Source organism: Mycobacterium sp. IS-3022 (assembly GCF_001500065.1).
Lineage (GTDB): Bacteria > Actinomycetota > Actinomycetes > Mycobacteriales > Mycobacteriaceae > Mycobacterium.
In genome coordinates, this window is the sequence record NZ_LQIN01000012.1 from 408,021 (window position 1) to 428,165 (window position 20,145).

At 69.7% G+C, this 20,145-nt stretch carries 9 protein-coding genes; 7 read left to right on the plus strand and 2 right to left on the minus strand.

What is annotated here, in order from left to right; all coding sequences use genetic code 11:
* Positions 1 to 17: 17 nt before the first annotated feature.
* Positions 18 to 1,700, minus strand: coding sequence for a (2,3-dihydroxybenzoyl)adenylate synthase (locus AU188_RS11270; protein ID WP_059163753.1), 1,683 nt, complete (start codon positions 1,698 to 1,700; stop codon positions 18 to 20).
* Between the two features lie 100 nt (positions 1,701 to 1,800).
* Between AU188_RS11270 and AU188_RS11275 the strand changes: the two genes are divergently transcribed.
* The gene (locus AU188_RS11275; RefSeq protein ID WP_059163754.1) at positions 1,801 to 5,298 is read left to right on the plus strand and encodes a non-ribosomal peptide synthetase; all 3,498 of its coding nucleotides are present in this window, start codon (positions 1,801 to 1,803) and stop codon (positions 5,296 to 5,298) included.
* Here the strand turns inward: AU188_RS11275 and AU188_RS11280 are convergent.
* Positions 5,290 to 6,150, minus strand: coding sequence for an LLM class F420-dependent oxidoreductase (locus AU188_RS11280; RefSeq protein WP_059163755.1), 861 nt, complete (start codon positions 6,148 to 6,150; stop codon positions 5,290 to 5,292). The genes AU188_RS11275 and AU188_RS11280 overlap by 9 nt on opposite strands.
* A gap of 103 nt (positions 6,151 to 6,253) precedes the next feature.
* On the opposite strand from AU188_RS11280, the gene AU188_RS11285 reads away from it, so the two are divergent.
* From AU188_RS11285 to AU188_RS11310, 6 genes are all read left to right on the plus strand, one after another.
* Complete coding sequence (locus AU188_RS11285; RefSeq protein ID WP_059163756.1) at positions 6,254 to 8,080, plus strand: ABC transporter ATP-binding protein; 1,827 nt, start codon at positions 6,254 to 6,256, stop codon at positions 8,078 to 8,080.
* Positions 8,077 to 9,810 (plus strand): ABC transporter ATP-binding protein, encoded by a 1,734-nt coding sequence (locus AU188_RS11290; protein WP_059163860.1) that lies wholly within the window; start codon positions 8,077 to 8,079, stop codon positions 9,808 to 9,810. Before AU188_RS11285 ends, AU188_RS11290 begins: the two co-directional genes overlap by 4 nt.
* A gap of 185 nt (positions 9,811 to 9,995) precedes the next feature.
* On the plus strand, positions 9,996 to 10,739 hold the full coding sequence (locus tag AU188_RS11295) for a thioesterase II family protein (protein ID WP_059163757.1): 744 nt from the start codon (positions 9,996 to 9,998) through the stop codon (positions 10,737 to 10,739).
* Positions 10,729 to 12,060 (plus strand): beta-ketoacyl [acyl carrier protein] synthase domain-containing protein, encoded by a 1,332-nt coding sequence (locus AU188_RS11300; RefSeq protein ID WP_059163758.1) that lies wholly within the window; start codon positions 10,729 to 10,731, stop codon positions 12,058 to 12,060. Before AU188_RS11295 ends, AU188_RS11300 begins: the two co-directional genes overlap by 11 nt.
* Positions 12,060 to 14,999, plus strand: a complete 2,940-nt coding sequence (mbtD, locus tag AU188_RS11305) for a mycobactin polyketide synthase MbtD (RefSeq protein ID WP_059163861.1) — start codon at positions 12,060 to 12,062, stop codon at positions 14,997 to 14,999. The genes AU188_RS11300 and mbtD overlap by 1 nt, the downstream gene beginning before the upstream one ends.
* Entirely contained in the window at positions 14,996 to 20,098 is a 5,103-nt protein-coding gene (locus AU188_RS11310) for a non-ribosomal peptide synthetase (RefSeq protein WP_059163759.1), read from the plus strand. The genes mbtD and AU188_RS11310 overlap by 4 nt, the downstream gene beginning before the upstream one ends.
* Positions 20,099 to 20,145: the final 47 nt, after the last annotated feature.

Sequence of the window (20,145 nt, forward strand, 5' to 3'; positions counted from 1 at the left end):
AGGTGAGATGACCCGCCTCAGGACACCAACTGCGAGACCACCTTCTTCTTGTCGACCTTGCCGACCGCCGTCTTGGGCAGCGACGGCAGCGGCGCCAGCACGTCGGGCCTGCAGTGCGCCGAAACGCCGCGCTCGTCGAGGTACTTGTTCAGCTCGGCGAGCGTGATCGGCGTTCCCTTGAAAACAACTGCTGCGCAGATCTTCTCGCCGAGGTACTCGTCGGGCAGGGCGACCGCGGCCGCGGCGTAGACCGCCGGGTGCGCGAACAGGTGCTCCTCGAGATCCGACGCCGACACCGTCTCACCGCCACGGTGGATGACATCCTTGATACGACCGGTCACCTCGACGTAGCCGGCCCGCGGACCGTCGGCGAAGATCCGCACCCGGTCACCGCTGCGGTAGAAGCCGTCGGGAGTGAACGACCGCGCGTTCGCCTCGTCGGCGCGGTAATAGCCGTTCAGCGTGTAGGGCCCCCGGACCAGCAGCTCGCCTTCCTGTCCGGGTGCCACCTCAGCGCCGGACTCGTCGACCACGCGCATCTCGTCGTGCGGCGACATCGGCCTGCCCTGCGTGTTGACCACGACGTCGACCGGATCACCGGGCCGGGTGAAGTTCAACATTCCCTCGGCCATCCCGAAGATCTGCTGCAGTCCCGGCGTGAGCCCGGACAGGATGTACTCGGCCTCCTGCGGCGTCATCCGGGACCCGCCGACTTGCACCAGGCGCAGCGACGTCGGCAGCACGGGTTCCCACTCGCAGGCCTGGGTCCACACTTTGGCCAGCGCGTTGACCAGGGCAGTGACCGTCACCTTGTGGCGGTCGATCAACGCGAACGCGGCTTCGGGGCTGGCGTCGGTGGTGAAAACCGAGGTGGCGCCGACGGTCATCGAACCCAACAGGCCGGGGCACGCCAACGGGAAGTTGTGCCCGGCGGGCAACACGACGAGATAGACGTCGTCACCGGTCAGGTGGCACTCCTGTGCGCTCGTCCTGGCGGTGTAGAGGTAGTCGTTGTGCGTGCGGGCGATGAGTTTCGGCAGACCCGTCGTGCCGCCCGACACCAACAGCAAGGCGGGCACATCGGGGTCGACGGGCCCGCGCTCGGGCAGTGGGCCCTCGAAATCGGCCAGCGCGGACCAGGATTGGAACCGGCCCGGCTCGCCGTCGACGAATACGTGGCGCAGCTGCGGGTTGTCCCGGACCAGGTCCTCGGCCAGTTCGCGGTAGTCGAAGCCGGCGATCGAGTCGGGCACGATGAGGCCGACGGCACCGCTGACCATGGCGAAGTGATTCAGTTCGGCGGACCGGTGCCCCGGCAGGCACATGACCGGTACGACGCCGGCGCGCAGCACGCCGAACAGCGTGACGGCGAACTCGCAGGTGTTCGGCAGCTGCAGAAGCATCCGATCGCCGGGGGCGATGCCGCGGTCGGCCAGCGCCGCCGCGATGCGGTCGGCCCGCGCGTCCAGGTCGGCAAACGTATAGCTGACGTCGGGGTCGATGACCGCGGTGCGCGCCGGCCACGCCGCGGCGGCGTCGCGCAGGATCGAGTCGAGCGGCTCACCGGTCCAGTAGCCGGCCCGTCGGTACTCCTCGGCGCGGTCGGGCGGGAACGGCACGAACCCCGTCATGAGGTCGCCGGAATCGCTGTGTCCAAGCGGCCGATCTCCTGGTGCGCGCTGCTCGAAACCGGTGCTCATGGCGGATGCGGCCCCTCGGGGTAGGTGTGTTTGGTGCCTCGAATATAAGGTAGCGTTCCCGGGGTTAGTTAGGGCAGCCTGTACTAATCTGGAGGATCGCGTGGGTGTTGGTGAGACGGGTTCGGCGTCGACGGAAAACGCCGCCTCTCCGGGACCGGCCGACCGCACCGTCCGCGAGGAGGTCGCCGAACTCCTCGGCGTGAATCCCGACGACGTCGACCCCGAGGCCGACCTGATCGCGTCTGGCCTCGATTCGATTCGCATGATGTCGCTGTCCGGGCGCTGGCGCAAACAGGGCATCGACGTCAACTTCGCCGCGCTCGCCGAGAACCCGACCGTCGCAGCATGGTCGGCGCTGGTGTCCGACCGATCCAGCCACGGTGGCCCGGATCGGGTGGTCGAAGCCGCGCCCGCCGGCGACGAGGACGAACCGTTCCCATTGGCGCCCATGCAGCATGCGATGTGGTTGGGCCGCAACGACGATCAGCAGCTCGGCGGCGTGGCCGCGCACCTGTACGTCGAGTTCGACGGCGCCGGGGTCGACCCGCAGCGGTTACGGTGCGCGGCGACGAAACTCGTTGCCCGCCATCCGATGTTGCGCGTCGAGATCCTCCCGGACGGCACGCAGCGGATCGGCGAGCGCGGCCTGCCCGTGACAGTCCACGACCTGCGCGACCTGGAGCCCGAGGCGGCCGAGCAGCGCCTCGAGGCCATCCGGCATGAGAAGTCGCATCAGATCCTCGACGGCGATGTCCTCGAGTTGAGCCTGTCGCTGCGCCCGGACGGACGGACGCGGCTGCACGTCGACATGGACATGAACGCCGCGGACGCGGTGAGCTACCGCAAGTTCATGGCCGACCTCGCGGTGTTCTACCGCGGAGGCGACCTGCCCGACCTCGGTTACACCTACCGTGAATACCGGACCGCGCTGACCGCTGCGGATCCGGGACCGTCCGCAGACGACCTGCAGTGGTGGGCCGAGCGGATACCAGAGCTACCCGAATCGCCTGCGCTGCCGCTCATTCCGCCCGCCGAACAGCAGGACCCACGGCGCAGCGTGCGGCTCTGGCACATCTTCGACGTCGGGACCCGCGACGCCCTGTTCGCCGCCGCGCACCGCCGTGGGATCACACCCGCGATGGCCGTCGCGGCCTCGTACGCCAACGCGCTGGCCCGGTGGTCGAGCGGTCCGCGGTTCCTGCTCAACCTGCCGATGTTCGGCCGTGAGCCGTTCCATCCCGACGTCGAGAAGCTGGTCGGCTGCTTCACGTCGTCGCTGATGCTCGACATCGACCTCGCCAACACGCGCACACCCGCGCAGCGGGCCCGGGCGGTGCAGGAGACGCTGCACAACACCGCGCGGCACTCCAGCTACTCGGGGCTGTCGGTGCTGCGCGACCTCGGCCGTCACCGGGGCAACCAGGTGTTGGCGCCGATCGTCTACACCAGTGCCCTCGGCCTCGGCGACCTGTTCGCCGGGGAGGTCACCGACCAGTTCGGCGCTCCGGTGTGGACGATTTCGCAAGGGCCGCAGGTGCTCATCGACGCGCAGGCGACACCGCTCGTAGACGGTCTGATGATCAACTGGGACGTGCGCGTCGACGCGTTCCGGCCGGGCGTCGCGGACGCGATGTTCGCTTACCATCTCGCGGAGCTGACCCGGCTCGCCACCGACGATGCGGCCTGGGACGCGCCGGATCCGCCCGCCGTGCCGGAGGCGCAACGGGCCGTGCGACAGGCGGTGAACGGCACGACAGCGCCCAGCGGTGAGGCGATCCACGACGGCTTCTTCCGCAACGCGCTGGTCGGGCCCGACGCGCCCGCGGTGTTGAGCCGGGACGGCGAGCTGACCTACGGCGAACTGCGCGACCGCGCGCTGGGCGTCACCGCAGCGTTGCGCGACAACGGCGTTGCGCCCGGTGACCTGGTCGCGCTGGTCGGCCCGAAGTGCGCCGAGCAGATTCCCGCGGTGCTCGGCATCCTGGCGGCCGGAGCCGCCTACCTGCCGATCGGCGCGGACCAGCCCGCGGAGCGCACCGCGCGGATCCTCGACGCGAGTGCGGTGTCGGCGGTGCTGCTGTGCGGCGGCGCCGATGCGGTGCGCGCCGACGTGCCGGTCCTCACCGTCGCCGAGGCCACCGCCCGTGACACCGACCGGCAGCCCGCCGATGTCGACCCGAATGCGCTTGCCTACGTGCTGTTCACGTCGGGCTCGACCGGCGAACCGAAGGGTGTGGAACTGACCCACGACGCGGTGATGAACACCATCGAGTTCGTCACCGACCACTTCGGCATCGACACGGGCGACCGCAGCCTGGCGCTGGCGTCGCTGGAAGCCGACATGTCGGTGCTGGAGATCTTCGCGATCCTGCGCGCGGGCGGTGCGGTCGTCGTGGTCGACGAGGATCAGCGTCGTGACCCCGACGCCTGGGCGCGGCTGATCCAGCAGCACGGCGTGACGTTTCTGAACTGGATGCCCGGGTGGCTCGACATGCTGCTCGAGGCCGGCGCAGACCGGCTGGCAGGACTTCGGGTGGTGCTGCTCGGCGGCGACTGGGTGCGCCCGGAACTCGTTCGGGCGCTGCGCGAGTCGGCGCCGAAAGTGCGCGTCGCGGGTCTCGGCGGCGCGACCGAGACGGCCGTGCACGGGACCATCTGCGAGGTCGACGACCCGCCCGCGCACTGGACTTCGGTGCCCTACGGCACACCGTTGCCGAACAACGCCTGCCGCGTGGTGGCCGCCGACGGCAGCGACTGCCCCGACTGGGTGCCCGGCGAGTTGTGGTTCACCGGACGCGGCATCGCCCGCGGATACCGCGGGCGGCCCGATCTGACCGCCGAGAAGTTCGTCGAACACGAGGGCCGAACCTGGTACCGCACCGGTGATCTCGTGCGTTACCTGCCCGACGGCGCACTCGAGTTCGTCGGTCGCGTCGATCACCGGGTGAAGATCAGCGGTTACCGCATCGAACCCGGCGAGGTGGAGGCCGCGCTGAAGCGGGTCGGGGGAGTCGACGCGGCGGTCGCCGCGGTCATCCCCGGTGATCGCGATGTGCTGGCTGCGGTGGTGCGCACCGACGACCAGGCCGTCGACGCGCGAGCCGTCACGGCGGCGATGGCCGAACTGGTTCCGGCGCACATGATCCCGAAGGTCATCGTGGTGGCCGACCGGATCCCGTTCACCGTCAACGGCAAGATCGACCGGAAGGCCGTCGCGCGTCTGCTCGCCAACGCCGAACCGCCTGCGGCACAAGCTTATCGAGCGCCGGCCAGCCCGCTCGAGTCCGCTCTGGTGGCGATCGTGGCCGAGGTACTCGACATCGAGGCCGACAAGGTCGGCGCCGACGACGACTTCTTCTCCCTCGGCGGGGATTCCGTGCTGGCGACCCAGGTGATCGCCCGCGTCCGGGACTGGCTCGACACCCCGACCGTGTTGGTCACCGACATGTTCGCCGCCCGATGTGTGGCGAAGTTGGCCGAGCGACTGCTGGCCCGGGAAGCCGACAGTGAGCGCCTCGACGCCGTCGCCGAGGTGTACCTCGAGGTGGCCGAGATGGACAGCGCGGCCGTGCTGTCCGAACTCGAATCCTCAGCGTAAGGCGGCGGCCAGACGGCGCCACTGATCGCGCGGGAACTCCCGCGGATCGGCGGTGAGCACCTGCACGCAGACGTGGTCGGCGCCGGCGTCGTGGTGCTCACGTACCCGCTCGAGCACCGTCTCCTCGTCGCCCCAGGCGATGATCGCATCGAACAACCGGTCGCTGACCGAGGCCACGTCCTCTTCGGTGAATCCCGACCGCAACAGGTTGTTGGCGTAGTTCGGCAACGCCAGATACGAACGCAGCCAATCGGTTCCGAGCGCATGCGCCTCGTCGGCGTCGGTGGTGAGCAGCACGGTCTGCTCCGGCAGCAGCAGCGGGCCCTCGCCGAGTTGTTCACGGGCGTAGCGGGTGTGGTCGGGGGTGACCAGATACGGGTGCGCACCCCGGGACCGGGTCGCGGCCAGCTCGAGCATCTTGGGGCCGAGTGCGGCGAGCACCCGGTTGCCCACCGGTACCGGTTGCGGTGTCGCGTCGATGTCGTCGAGGTACTTGCGGGTCGCGGCCAGCGGCTTGCGGTAGAGGCCCGGCTCCCGGGAGTCGATCAGCGGCGCGTGGCTCACGCCGATGCCCAGCAGGAACCGTTCGCCGTGCGTCTCGGTGAGCGACGCGTAGCGGGCGGCCACGTCGGCGGGCTCGTGCATCCAGAGGTTCAGGATGCCGGTGGCGATCGCCACCTGCTTGGTCGATGACAGCAGGTGCTCCACCGAATCGAGGACCGGACCACCGACGTCGGGAATCCACAGCGCCGTGAACCCGAGGTCCTCGAGCTCCGCGGCGGCCTCGGCGGCTTCGCCCTGGTCGCCGTACCGCAGTTGCGAACTCCACACACCGACGCCTGCCAGGTCCATACCGGTCCTTTCCTGAGTAACTACCGCCCACGTTACGTAGCGACCGGCACCCGTCACACGACCGGTAGGGTTAGGCGACCCTTACCCAAGATCAGGAGGGCGCATGACCGCTGTGCAATCCGCACCCGACGTCGAACCGGTCGCGCCGGAAGCGGCGCCGGACGCCGCCAAGCGGGCCGCCACCTACGACAAGCTCGCACTGCAGCAGCTGCTCGCCCCGACGCGGGCCCGCACATCGCGCGCGACGCGCTACCAACTGCTGGCGTCGGCCGCCACCATCGTCCCCTTCATCGGCATCGTGGAGATCGGCCGCGAGCTGCTCGCCGCCGGCCCGCCGGATCCGACCAGGGTGTGGATCGTCGTCGCGGTGGTGATCGTCGCGCTGCTGGTGCGCACTCTCGCCGGCGGCGCCGCGCTGACCATCACGCATTTCGCCGACGTGGACCTGCAGCGGTCACTGCGGCTGCGGATCGTCGACAAGTTGGGCCGGTTGCCGCTGGGCTGGTTCGGCACCCGGTCGTCGGGCGAGGTGCAAAAGGCCGTGCAGAACGACGTCGGCGAATTGCACTTCCTGGTCGCCCATTCGGCGGTGGAGAACACCGGCGCGCTGGCCACTCCGCTGTTCGGGCTGATCTACTGCTTCTACCTGGACTGGCGGCTGGGCCTGTTGGCGATGGCCACCGTGCCGTTCTACATCGGCGTGTACGTCGCGTTGGGCCGCGACTCCCGAACGCAGATGGAACGCCTGGACAGGGGAGTCGAACGGATCAGCGCCACCATCGTCGAGTTCATCGCCGGCGTGTCGGTGGTCAAGACGTTCGGCGAAGCGGGTAAGGCGCACAAGCGCTTCGCCGACGCCGCGGACGAGTTCAACGACAGCTTCGCCGGCTGGGTGGGGCCGCTGGTGCGGGTCAAGGCGGTGTCGTCGATCTTCATCGACACGCCCGTGCTGCTGCTGGCCAACCTCGCCGGTGGCTACTGGTTCGTCCGCAGTGGCTGGGTGACGCCGGTCGAGGTGCTGGGCTCGACGTTGGTCGCGGTGACGATTCCAGCGGCCGTGCTGACCGTCGGCTATTCGACGCACATCAAGCGGCAGGCCGCCGCCGCGGCGGGGCGCCTCAAGCGCCTGCTCGACACGCCCGTGCTGCCCGTCGCCCGCGATCCGCAGACGCCGCGGGACAACTCGGTCCAGTTCGAGGACGTGCAGTTCTCTTACGACGGTCGTAACACCGTCCTGCACGACATCTCGCTCACAATGCCGGCCGGGACCATCACCGCGCTGGTCGGACCGTCGGGCAGCGGCAAGTCGACGCTGGCGACGCTGGTGCCGCGCTTCCACGATGTCACTGCGGGCACGGTGCGCGTCGGCGGCGTCGACGTCCGCGAGATCGCCCCCGCCGAGTTGTACCGGCACGTCGGGTTCGTGCTGCAGGACGTGCAACTTCTCGGCATCAGCGTCGCCGACAACATTCGGCTCGGCCGGGCCGACGCCAGCGACGAAGAGGTCGTCGCCGCGGCGCAGGCGGCCCGCATCCACGACCGAATCTTGCAGTTGCCCAAGGGCTATGAGTCCGTGGTCGACGAGGACGCGCACTTCTCCGGCGGCGAGGCGCAACGCGTCAGCATCGCGCGCGCACTACTGGCCGACACGCCGATCCTGGTGCTCGACGAGGCCACCGCGTTCGCCGACCCGGATTCGGAAGCCCAGATCCAGGAAGCGCTTTCGCGGCTCATCGTCGGGCGCACCGTGCTGGTGATCGCGCACCGGCTGGGCTCGATCGTGTCCGCGGACAACATCGTCGTGCTCGACCGCGGGCGCATCGTCGAACAGGGCCGACACGACGACCTGCTCGCCGCCGGCGGGCAGTACTCGCGGATGTGGCAGTCGTACACCGCGGGTCATGCCCGCGAATGGGAGGTGGCCAGATGATCCGGGGCTTTCTGCAGATCCTCGGCCCGCAGCGGGGCCGGATGTTCAGCTTCCTTGCGGTGGTGACGGTCTACGGCATCCTGCACGGCGTCGTGATGCTGTTGCTGGTGCCCATCACGGTGACGATGTTCGACGGCGACTATGCCGCCACCGCACGATGGTTGGCGCTGATGGCCGTCACGGTCCTCGTCGCGTCGGTGCTCAACTACATCGGAGCGAAGCTGGCGATCCGTATGGCGCTGACCACGATGCGCCTGCTGCACCATCGGCTCGGGGACCACATGGTCACCCTTCCGCTGGGCTGGTTCACTCGCGAGACCGTCGGCAAGGTGTCCCAGATCGCGGTCAAGGGAACGGTTTTCGTCGGCACCAGCGGTGGCAACCTGGTCACCCCGCTGGTGGTGAACACGGTCAGCGCAGCCACCGTGGTGGCCGGCCTGTTCATCTTCGACTGGCGCATCGGGCTCGTCGCCTTGGTCGGCGGTGTGCTGCTGGTGCTGTGCGGGCGGTTCGCCGCCCGGCTGATCGCGACCGCGGAGGTGCGCACCCACGATTCGGCGACCGACGTCAACAACCGCGTGATCGAGTTCGCGCGGTACCAGCCGGTGCTGCGGGCGTTCGGCCGTACCGGCGCCGACTACCAACCACTCGGCGACGCACTGGAAGCCCAGCATCGGGCCGGGCGCGCCGCGTTAAGGCAGTCGGTGGCCGGGTTGATGTTGAACGGCGTCGCCGTGCAGGCGGTGTTCTCGGTGCTGATCGCGGTGGGGGCCTGGCTCGCGGTGCGCGGCGACATCAATCCCATCACGCTGGTGGCCATCCTCGGGCTCGCCGCCCGGTTCGCCTCACCGCTGTCACAGCTGGCCGAACTCGGCTCCGCGATGAGGCTGGCGACCGCGGAACTGCAGCGCATCACGTCGATCCTCGACACCGCGGCGCTCTCGGAGCCGGCCACCGCCAACCCCGCCGCGGTGCCGGGCCGGGTCGAACTCGACCGCGTCACGTTCGGGTACTCGGACCGCATGGTGCTGTCGGACGTGAGCTTCGCCGCCGAGCCGGGCACCATGACCGCGCTGGTCGGTCCGTCCGGATCGGGCAAGTCGACGATCACCAAGCTGATCGCCCGCTTCTACGACGTCGACTCCGGCGTGGTCCGGGTCGGCGGCCACGACGTGCGCGACCAACTCACTGCTGACTTGATGGCCCAACTGTCGCTGGTGTTCCAGGACGTGTACCTGTTCGACGACACGCTGTGGGAGAACATCCGCATCGGGCGGTCGGACGCCAGCGACGAGGACATCGTCGAGGCGGCCCGCACCGCCGGCCTGCTTTCCATCGTCGAGCGGCTGCCCAACGGTTGGCAGACCCGCGTCGGCGAGGGCGGCTCGGCGCTGTCGGGCGGGGAGCGTCAGCGCGTGTCGATCGCGCGGGCGCTGGTCAAGAACGCGCCGATCGTGCTGTTCGACGAGGCGACCAGCGCGCTCGACCCCGAGAACGAGCACCACGTCGCCGAATCCATCCGAACCCTCGCGCAGCGCAGCACGGTCATCGTGATCGCCCACAAGCTGTCCACGGTCACCGCCGCAGACAACATCGTGGTGCTCTCCCCGACCGGCGCAGTCGAGGAGCAGGGCACCCACACAGAGCTGATGCAGCGCGGCGGCCGGTACGCGCAGTTCTGGAGCCGGCGCGTGGCCGCGACGGGCTGGGTGATGGCCGCAGGCGACTAGCTGGGCGGAATTGCGTGGTCGGTACCGCGCGTAGGCCTCGGCCGGCCGCGAAGGATAGGGTAACCTCACTTCCGACTTAGGACAGCCTGCGCTAAATCAACGGAGGAGCTCATGGGGGTATTTCTCGCGGACGCGCAGACTTCGCCCCGGACTCTTCGCCGAAGCCTCGACACGACCTCGACACGATGATCGAACAAAGCCAACTGGCCTTCGCGCCCTGGATCAAACGGTCCGCCGGGAGGACCACCGGCGGCGCGACCGTCGTCTTTCCCCACGCGGGCGGGGCGGCGGCGGCCTACCGGCCGTTCGCGTCGGCCTTGGCCGGCGGCGGAGACGACGCGTACGTCGTCCAGTACCCGCAGCGTGCGGATCGGCTGTCCCATCCCGCCCCGGATACCGTGGAGGGATTGGCCGCCGATCTGTTCGCCGCGGGCGACTGGTCCCGGCTCGGCCCGCTGCGACTGTTCGGGCATTGCATGGGCGCGGTGATCGCGTTCGAATTCGGCCGGGTTGCCGAGCGTCACGGGGTTTCCGTTCGGCAGCTGTGGGTTTCGGCGAGCCAGGCACCTTCCACGATCGCCGGTTCACCGCGGTTGCCCACCGCGGAGGCGGAAATCGTCGCCAACATGGTCGATCTCGGCGGTACGGATCCGCGACTGGTCGAGGATGAGGAGTTCATCGAGTTGCTCGTCCGGGCGGTGCGGGCGGACTATCTGGCGTTCAACCGCTACGCCTGCGAGCCGGGCGCCCGGTTGGCCGCCGACATCCACACCCTCGGTGGCAGCGACGACCACCGGATCAGCCAGGACATGTTGCGGGGCTGGGAAACTCATACCGAAGGCGCGTTCACACTGTCGCTGTTCGACGGTGGGCACTTCTACATCAACGACCACATCGACGCGGTTGCGGAGTTGGTCAATGCCGGTTAGCGGGCCGGATCACGCTGTCGACGATCCGATCGTCATCGTGGGGATGGCGATCGAGGCGCCGGGAGATGTCGACACCGCCGACGCCTACTGGGACCTGCTGGTCGCACAGCGCGAAGGTCTGTGCCCGTTTCCGCGGGACCGCGGGTGGTCGGTGCGCGACGTGCTCGACGGGTCGCAGCGCGACGGGTTCAAACGCATCCACGACCTCGGCGGGTTCCTCTCGGGTGCTGGGGCTTTCGACCCGGAGTTCTTCGGAATCTCGCCGCGGGAAGCGGTCGCGATGGATCCGCAGCAGCGGGTCGCGCTGCGGGTGGCGTGGCGGGCGCTGGAGAACAGCGGCATCAACCCCGACGACCTCGCGGGCCACGACACCGGCTGCTATGTTGGCGCCTCGACGATGGGATACGGTCCCGACCTCGCCGAGTTCTCCAATCTCACCGGACATCTGATGTCGGGAACCGCGCTGGGAGTGATCTCCGGGCGGATCGCCTACACGCTCGGTCTCGCCGGGCCCGCGCTGACCATCGACACCTCGTGTTCGTCGACGCTGACCGCGATCCACACCGCGACGCAGTCGCTGCGATCGGGGGACTGCGACCTCGCGCTGGCCGGTGGCGTCTGCGTGATGGGTTCGCCCGGCTTCTTCGTCGAGTTCTCCAAACAACACGCGCTGTCCGACGACGGGCACTGCCGGCCGTACAGCGCGCAGGCCAGCGGCACCGTATGGGCCGAGGGCGCAGCGATGTTCGTGTTACAGCGCCGATCGAGAGCCGTGAGCGACGGTCGTCGGATACTCGCCGAGTTGCGGGCCACCTGCCTGAACCAGGACGGCCGCTCCGTCGGCCTCACCGCACCGAGCGGGCAGGCGCAGGCGCGGTTGTTCGCGCGCGCACTGGAGCACAGCGGGGTGCGGCCCGAAGACATCGGGATGATCGAGGGCCACGGCACCGGCACCCGACTCGGGGACCGCACCGAGCTGATGTCGCTCGCCCAGACGTACGGCGCCACCGCGCCCGGCGAAGGCGGCCTGCTCGGCTCGGTCAAGTCGAACCTCGGCCATTCGCAGGCAGCGGCGGGCGGACTCGGCCTGGCCAAGGTGCTGATCGCCGCCGAGCACGGCGCGATCCCGGCCACCTTGCACACCGACGAAGCCAGCCGCGAAATCGACTGGGACAGCCAAGGTCTGCGGCTGGCCACCCAGCTGACGCCCTGGCCGGCGGTCGACGGCAGGCGTCTCGCGGCGGTGACCGCATTCGGTATGAGCGGCACCAACGCCCACATCGTGGTGTCGATGCCTGCGACCGAATCAGAGGCGGCATGATGGCGGCCACCGGTCTGCCCGACGGCCGGATCCCGGTCGTGTTGAGCGCGCACGCCGAAGAACTCGTTGCCGCCGACGCCGAGGCGATACTGCGCTACCTCGACCACGACCCGGACGTGCGGGCGGTCGCCGCGACCCTGCTGCGCACCCGCCGGCTGCGCAGGCACCGTGCGGTCGTGCGCGCCGCCGACACCGCCGAACTGGCCGACGGGCTGCGCGCCGTCATCGCGGGAACCGATCACCCGCTCGTCGTCCGCTCATCGGAAACAGGCACCGGGCGAGTGGCTTTCGTCTTCCCCGGACAAGGCAACCAGTGGCCGTCCATGGGCGCACAGGCATACCGGCAGTCCGCCGTGTATCGGGCGCACGCGGACCGCTGCGCCGAGGCATTCGTCGCCGCCGGCGAGTCGTCGCCGCTGCCGTACCTGACCGCGGAGTCCACTGGCGGACAGTGGTCACAGACACAGATCCAGGCCGCGCAGTTCACCCACGCCGTCGGCCTGGCCCACATCTGGCGATCATGCGGAATCGAGCCCGACGTCGTCGTCGGGCACAGCCTCGGCGAGGTCGCCGCCGCATACATCGCCGGCAGCACGGCGCTGCCCGCCGCCGTCGGTGTGGTCATCGCACGCGCCAGGGCGGTGGACCGCCTGTCCGGCGACTATCGCATGGCGGCGCTGGGGGTCTCGCTCGCCGACGCCGAACGGCTGATGTCGACGATCCCCGGTTGGCTCGAGGTGTCCGCGGTCAACGCCGGCGCTTCGGTGGCGGTGTCCGGGCAGCGCGCCGCCATCGCCGCGCTCGTGGCCGCCGCGACCGAGCAGGGCCTGTTCGCCCGCGAGCTCGACGTGAACTATCCCGGCCACACCAGCGCGCTGGAACGGGTACGAGACGATCTGCGCGAGATGCTCCCGGATGCCGAATTCACCGCTACTCCGGTAGGTTTCATCGGATCGACGACCGCGGACGTGGTGCCCGCGGGCACCGGCTTCACCGACTACTGGTACGACAACCTACGTAACACCGTGCGGTTCGACCGCGCCGTCGCAGCCGCGAGGCGCCGCGGCGCGGAAGCGTTCATCGAGATATCGGCGCATCCGGCCCTGCTGTTCGCATTGGGTGACCTGCTGGCCGATCAGACCGACGAGCCACTCGTCGTCGGATCGGGACACCGCGACGCGTCGCCCATGGAAGCGTTGTCGGCCAACATTTCCGCCGTGGCGGTGGCGAACTCCGGCTACCGGTGGGCCGACGTCGTCGACGTCACCGTTCAGCCACCATTGCGCGGCTTTCCGAACGCGCCGATGCGCGCCGTGCGGCTGTGGGCCGAACCGCAGCCGCTGGCACCGGTCTACGGCGTGACCGTCGCCCGCGAAAAATGGGACCTCACCACGCCACCGGCAACCGTGGCGCGGCGCGTCGCGGTAGTCGAGCTCACCGGACCCGGCGGGACACTCGGCGATCGGCTGCGGACAGCGCTGCGCCGCAGCGGATCTGAACTCGTCGAGGCCCGCACCGCCGACCTCGTCGTCGCGGTGGCCCCCGAGCTGGACCATCCCGACGCCGAACGCGCGGCCCGGGAAATCTCCGTATTGATCGGCGCAGGCTTGCTCGACTACGTCGACGGCGCCGGACCCGACACCCGGGCGGTGTGTCTGGTCACCGTCGGCGGTGAGCACGTCCGGCCGGGCGAGCCCACGGCGTTGCCCGCGCAGGCCGCGCTGGCGGCGATGCACCGCAGTATCGGCTTCGAACGTCCCGAGCAGTCGTTCCGGCATCTCGACCTGCCGTCGTGGGAACCCGACGACACCGTGGCGGCCGCCGCGGCGGGTGCGCTGCTGGCCGGCGCCGACGAAACCGCCATACGCGACGACGGCTCGGGCCCAGAGGTTTTCGTACGCACCGTGGCCGAATCGGTCGAACCCGCGCCGTCCTGGCGGCTGGATGGGAACACGCTCGCCGACGTCGTGATCACCGGTGGCAACGGCGCGGTGGGACTGCACTTCGCCCGGTACCTGGCCGCCCACGGTGCCCGTCGCATCGTGCTGCTCAGCCGCAGCGGCGTCGACGACGCGATCGTCGCCGAACTGGCGGCAGCGCAGGTCGACGTGGTCGCGCCCCGCTGCGACGTCACCTCCGCCGAGCAGGTCGCCGCGGTGGCCGGACAGTTCGGCGGGGCCGGTGCCTCGTTGCTCATCCACGCCGCAGGCGCGGCGTCCTTCACGGACCGAGACGCGATCACGCCCGGCGCGTTCGCAGACACCGCGGCGGCCAAGATCGGCGGCCTGGCCCGGATGACCGAGCTGTGGCCGATGCGCCCGGACGCGCGAATCGTGTTGTGTTCGTCGTTGTCCGGCGTGTGGGGCGGGCACGGACACGCCGCGTATTCGGCCGCCAACCGGATGCTCGACGTGATGGCCGGCCAACTGCGGGCCAAGGGCCAGCACTGCCTGGCGGCCAGGTACGGGCTGTGGCGCGGCAGCGGCATCGCCGGCGCCGGGGAAGTGGCCCGGATCGAACGGTCGGGCCTGTTGCCGATGACGCCCGACGCGGCAGTCGAAGCCACCCTGCGTGATCACGGCGAGGACCCGCTGTTGCTGAGCGCCGATCAGGGCCGGCTGCGAATGTTCCTGGACAGCCGCAGCGCAGATGTCATCGAAACCCCTTCGGCCACAAGCGAACCCGATGCCGACACCACCGCGCGGGTGCGGACCGAACTCGCCGCGGTGCTCAACCTCGAGCCGGCCTCGATCGACCTCGACATGTCCCTGCTCGACATGGGCGTCGACTCGCTGCTGGCCCTGGACCTACGCAAACGGCTGCTGCGGACGACCGGCCGGAAAGTGCCCCTGGCCACCCTGCTCGGCGGCATCACCGGCGGCGAGCTCGTCGCCGACCTCGACAGCACAGAACGATCAGAGAAGGTGGACAACGCGTGACTGACACGGTCGATACCCGCGAGCGGGTCGAGGACCGCCGGCTGGAGCTGCTCCGCCGCAAGTTGGCCGAGCGGGGACTGCGCACGGAGAACCCATCGACCGCCGAGGCGGGCGGGCTGTCCGACGGGCAGCGTCGCATGTGGTTCGTCCAGACGGCCGATCCGACCGGCGCGATCCTGAACATCTGCCTCTCCTACCGGATCACCGGCGAGCTCGACGTCGCCCGACTGCACGACGCCGTCAACGCCGTCGCCGCGCGGCATGCGGTGTTGCGCACCACCTATGAGGCCGACGATGACGGCGAACCGCAACCGACCGTGCACGAGGAGCTGAGGCCCGGCTGGGCGGTGCACGATCTGACCGACCTCTCCGAGCACGCGCGCCGACTCCGACTGGAAGTGCTGGCCCAGCGCGAGTTCGGCGCATCGTTCGACCTCGCCACCGATTCGCCGCTGCGGCTCACCGCCGTGCGCACCGCCGCCGACGAGCACGTCCTGCTGTTGGTCGCGCACCACATCGCCTGGGACGACGGCTGCTGGCAGGTGTTCTTCGGCGACCTCACCCGGGCGTATGTTGGTGAACCGCTCGCACCCGCCGTCACCGCGCCGACGCACACGCTCGGTTCGGTCGACGAAGACCTCGACTACTGGCGCACGGTGCTGGCCGATCCACCCGAGCCGCTGGAGCTGCCGGGCCCGAACGGCTCTGCGGTGCCGACGAACTGGCGGTCACAGCGCCTCACCCTGCAACTGCCGGACGCGACGGTTGACCGGATCGCGGCGCTGGCGAAGGAGTCGGGCGCGACGCCGTACATGGTGCTGCTGGCGGCCTTCGGGGTGCTGATGCGCCGCTACACCCACGCCGAGGACTTCCTGGTCGCCACGCCCGTGCTGAACCGCAGCGCCGAGGTCGAGGACGTGATCGGCTACTACGGCAACACGGTCGCCCTGCGGCTGCGACCCGCCGCCCGGCAGAGCTTCCGCGACGTCGTCGCGCACGCACGTGACACCGCGGTCGGCGCGTTCGCGCATCAACGCGTCAACCTGGACCGGGTGGTGCGTGAGCTGAACCCGGATCGCCGGCACGGCGTCGAGCGGATGACCCGGGTGACCTTCGGCGCCCGTGGCGCTGACGGCGAGAGCTTCAACCCGCCCGGGATCACCTGCAGCCGAGCGGAATTGCGTAGCCATCTGACCCAGCTGCCACTGGGCTTCATGGTGGAGTTCGACGCCCCGGAGGCGCGGGTCGTCGTCGAGGCCGAATATCTCGTCGAGATCCTCGACGCGGCACTGGTCCGCCAGCTGCTCGAGCACTACGCGGTACTGCTCGACGATGCGCTGCAACGCCCCGATAACTCCATCGCCGAGCTCGAGGTGATGGGCGCCGCCGACGCCGAATGGCTGCACCGGGTGGCGGCCGGGGAGGTGTTCGTCACCGCCCCCTCGACGATGACGGCGCTCGTCGAAGCCCAGGTGGCGCGCACACCCGACGCGGTCGCCGTCGTCTACGAGGGGCGCCACTACACCTACCGCGAGCTCAACGAGTCGGCGAACCGGGTGGCGCACTGGCTGATCGGGCAGGGCATCGGCACCGAGGACCGGGTGGCGGTGCTGCTGGACCGCTCACCGGAACTGGTGATCACCGCGCTCGGGGTGATCAAGGCCGGCGCGGTGTACCAGCCGGTCGACCCGACCTACCCCGAGGACCGGCTGACGTTCATCCTGTCCGACTCCGACCCGAAACTGATCATCCGCGAACCGATCACCGGCCTCGACGGCTACCGCACCACCGACCCCACCGACGCCGACCGGGTTCGCGGGCTGGATCCGGACAACACCGCGTACCTCATCTACACCTCGGGTTCGACCGGTCTGCCCAAGGGTGTCCCGGTCCCGCACCGGCCGGTCGCCGAGTACTTCGTCTGGTTCAAGGGCGACTACGGGATCGACGACACAGAGCGGCTCCTGCAGGTCGCATCGCCGAGTTTCGACGTCTCGATCGCCGAGATCTTCGGCATGCTCGCCTGCGGCGGCCGACTCGTGATTCCCCGGCCGGACGGCCTTCGCGACGTGGGTTACCTCACCGAGTTGTTGCACGACGAAGGCATCACCTCGATGCACTTCGTGCCCTCGCTGCTCGGGTTGTTTCTGTCGCTGCCCGGGGTCAACCAGTGGCGCACGCTGCAGCGGGTGCCCATCGGCGGCGAAGCGCTGCCCGGCGAGCTGGCCGACAAGTTCCACGCCACCTTCGATGCGCTGCTGCACAACTTCTACGGGCCGACCGAAACGGTGATCAACGCGAGCCGCTACAAGGTCGAGGGCAAGCAGGGCACCCGGATCGTGCCGATCGGCAAGCCCAAGATCAACACCCAGATCCACCTGCTCGACGATGCGCTGCGGCCGGTTCCGGTCGGGGTGATCGGCGAGATCTACATCGGCGGAACACATGTCGCCCACGGCTACCACCGTCGGGCGGCGCTGACCGCCGAGCGGTTCGTCGCCGACCCGTTCAATCCCGGTGGCCGGCTGTACCGATCGGGAGATCTGGCCCGCCGTAATGCCGACGGCGACATCGAGTTCGTCGGCCGCGCCGACGAGCAGGTCAAGATCCGTGGCTTCCGCATCGAACTCGGTGAAGTCGCGGCCGCGATCTCCGTCGACCCCAGCGTCGGCCAGGCGGTGGTGGTGGTCAGCGACCTGCCCGGTGTCGGCAAGAGCCTCGTCGGATACGTCACCCCGGCCGAAACCGTCGAGGACGTGAACGTCGAGCGCATCCGCAACCGCGTCGCGGCCGCGCTGCCGGAGTACATGACGCCGGCGGCCTACGTCGTCGTCGACGAGATCCCGATCACCGCGCACGGCAAGATCGACCGCGCGGCGCTGCCGGATCCCGACATCGACTCGGGCGCGGCCTACCGCGAACCCGTCGAGGGAACCGAGCGGCGGCTCGCCGACCTGTTCGCCGAACTGCTCGAACGCGACCAGATCGGTGCCGACGACTCGTTCTTCGACCTCGGCGGACACTCGCTGCTGGCGACGAAACTCGTCGCCGCAGTGCGGGCCGCGTTCAGCGTCGACATCGGTGTGCGCGAAGTCTTCGAACTCGGCACCGTGGCGGCGCTGGCGCAGCGGATCGACTCGGCCCCATCCTCGGAGGCCACCGCGGCCGTCCGGCCCCGACTGGTCCCCGTTCCGCACGACGGGCCTCTGCTCATGTCGGCCTCGCAGTTGCGGATGTGGTTCCAGTACCGCATCGACGGGCCCAGCCCGGTCAACAACATTCCGTTCGCCGCCCGCATCAGCGGACCGTGCGACACGGACGCGTTCGTGCAGGCGGTGCGCGACGTGGTGGCCCGGCACGAGGTACTCCGGACCACCTACCGCGAAATCGACGGGGCCCCATATCAAATCGTCAACGACGGCCTCGAGGTCGCGGTGCGCCGCGCTCGGGGCGACGACGACGCCTGGCTGGACACCGAACTGCACGCCGAGCGCAGACACGTCTTCGACCTCGAAAGCGATCCGCCGGTGCGGGCCGCTGTGCTGGCGACGCCGGACGCGCACGTGGTCTCGCTGGTGGTGCACCACATCGCCGCCGATCACTGGTCGGCAATGGTGTTGTTCACCGACCTGCTGACGGCATACCGGGCCAGGCGCGCCGGCCACGCACCCGGGTTCGCGCCGCTACAGGTCCAGTACGCCGACTACGCGGCGTGGCAGGCCGCGCTGCTCGGCCAGACCGACGGCCCCGTCGCGGCCCAGCGTGACTACTGGCGCAGGCAATTGGCCGGCCTGCACGAGGATCCGGGTCTGGCGCCGGACTTTTCGCGTCCGCCGGTGTTGAGCGGGGAAGGCGACGCCGTCTCGTTCGGCATCGATGCCGCCACCCGGGCGAAGTTCGCCGAACTGAGCTCCGAACTCGGGGTCACGGAATTCATGCTGCTGCAGGCGGCGGTGGCGGTCGCGTTGCACAAAGCCGGTGAGCGCCCGGACATTCCGCTGGGCACACCGGTCGCCGGCCGCACCGAAACCGAACTCGACCAGCTCGTCGGGTTCTTCATCAACATCGTGGTGCTGCGCAACGACCTGACCGACAACCCGACGTTGCGCGAGGTGCTGCGCCGGGCCCGCGAAACGGCGCTGGAGGCGTACGCCCATCAAGACCTGCCGTTCGACCAGGTGGTCGACGCGGTGCGGCCGGCGCGGTCGCTGTCGCGTAACCCGCTGTTCGGGGTCGTCGTGCATGTGCGCGATGCCCTGCCCGCCGATCAGGTCATCGAATCGGGGCCGAACGGCGACACCACGTTCACCGCGCTCGAGCCGCCCTTCGACGTCGCGCACGCCGACCTGTCGGTCAACTTCTTCGGCGGCGAGGACGGTTACCGCGGGCACGTCATCTACCGGACCGACCTGTACCGGCGCAGCACCGCCGAACGGTTCGTCGGGTGGTTGTCTCGCGTGCTGACCGCGTTCGCCGACGATCCCGGCCAACGAGTACGCGACGTGCAGATCGCCGACCGCGAGGAGCGCCGCGTGGTGCACCGGTTCAGCGCGTCGGCGTCGGCCAGCGTGCTCGACGGCTGGCGGGACCCGGTCGCGATCGGCGTGGTGGGCGACGTGTTCGAGCATGTCGTCGACGAAACGGGCGCCGATCTGCGCGCCACCGGTAGGCGCGGGCGGTGGACGGCCGATGGTCAGCTCGAGTTCGTCGAGGCCGCCGACGCGCGCCGCCCGTCGACACCCGCGGGTCCGGCCGAACCGGCACGCACCGAGACCGAACGGGCGCTCGCCGCACTCCTGGCCGAGGTCGTCAACGTGGCCGAGGTCAACCGCACCGACAACTTCTTCGAGTTGGGTGGCGATTCAATTCTCGCGGTGCAGCTGGCGGCGAGGGCGCGGGATGCCGGTTTGGCGGTCACGGCGCGAATGGTGTTCGAGCACTCCACACTTCACGAGCTCGCGAGCGTGGTCGACGAGGCCGGCTCGGGAACCGATACGCCCGACACCCATCACGAGCCGATGGCAGCGTCCGGGCTGTCGGCGGACGAGTTGGCGGCGGTCACGTCGATGTGGTCGGCGTCGCAAGACGGTGCCCCGTGACTTCAACCCAACCCAAGGCCGAATCGAAGCCCGCCATCGAGGACGTG

Coding starts and splice junctions, on each gene's coding strand:
- AU188_RS11295 (WP_059163757.1), top strand. CDS start 9,996: ATGATCGAACAAAGCCAACTGGCCTTCGCGCCCTGGATCAAACGGTCC.
- AU188_RS11280 (WP_059163755.1), bottom strand. CDS start 6,150: ATGGACCTGGCAGGCGTCGGTGTGTGGAGTTCGCAACTGCGGTACGGC.
- AU188_RS11270 (WP_059163753.1), bottom strand. CDS start 1,700: ATGAGCACCGGTTTCGAGCAGCGCGCACCAGGAGATCGGCCGCTTGGA.
- mbtD (WP_059163861.1), top strand. CDS start 12,060: ATGGCGGCCACCGGTCTGCCCGACGGCCGGATCCCGGTCGTGTTGAGC.
- AU188_RS11300 (WP_059163758.1), top strand. CDS start 10,729: ATGCCGGTTAGCGGGCCGGATCACGCTGTCGACGATCCGATCGTCATC.
- AU188_RS11285 (WP_059163756.1), top strand. CDS start 6,254: ATGACCGCTGTGCAATCCGCACCCGACGTCGAACCGGTCGCGCCGGAA.
- AU188_RS11290 (WP_059163860.1), top strand. CDS start 8,077: ATGATCCGGGGCTTTCTGCAGATCCTCGGCCCGCAGCGGGGCCGGATG.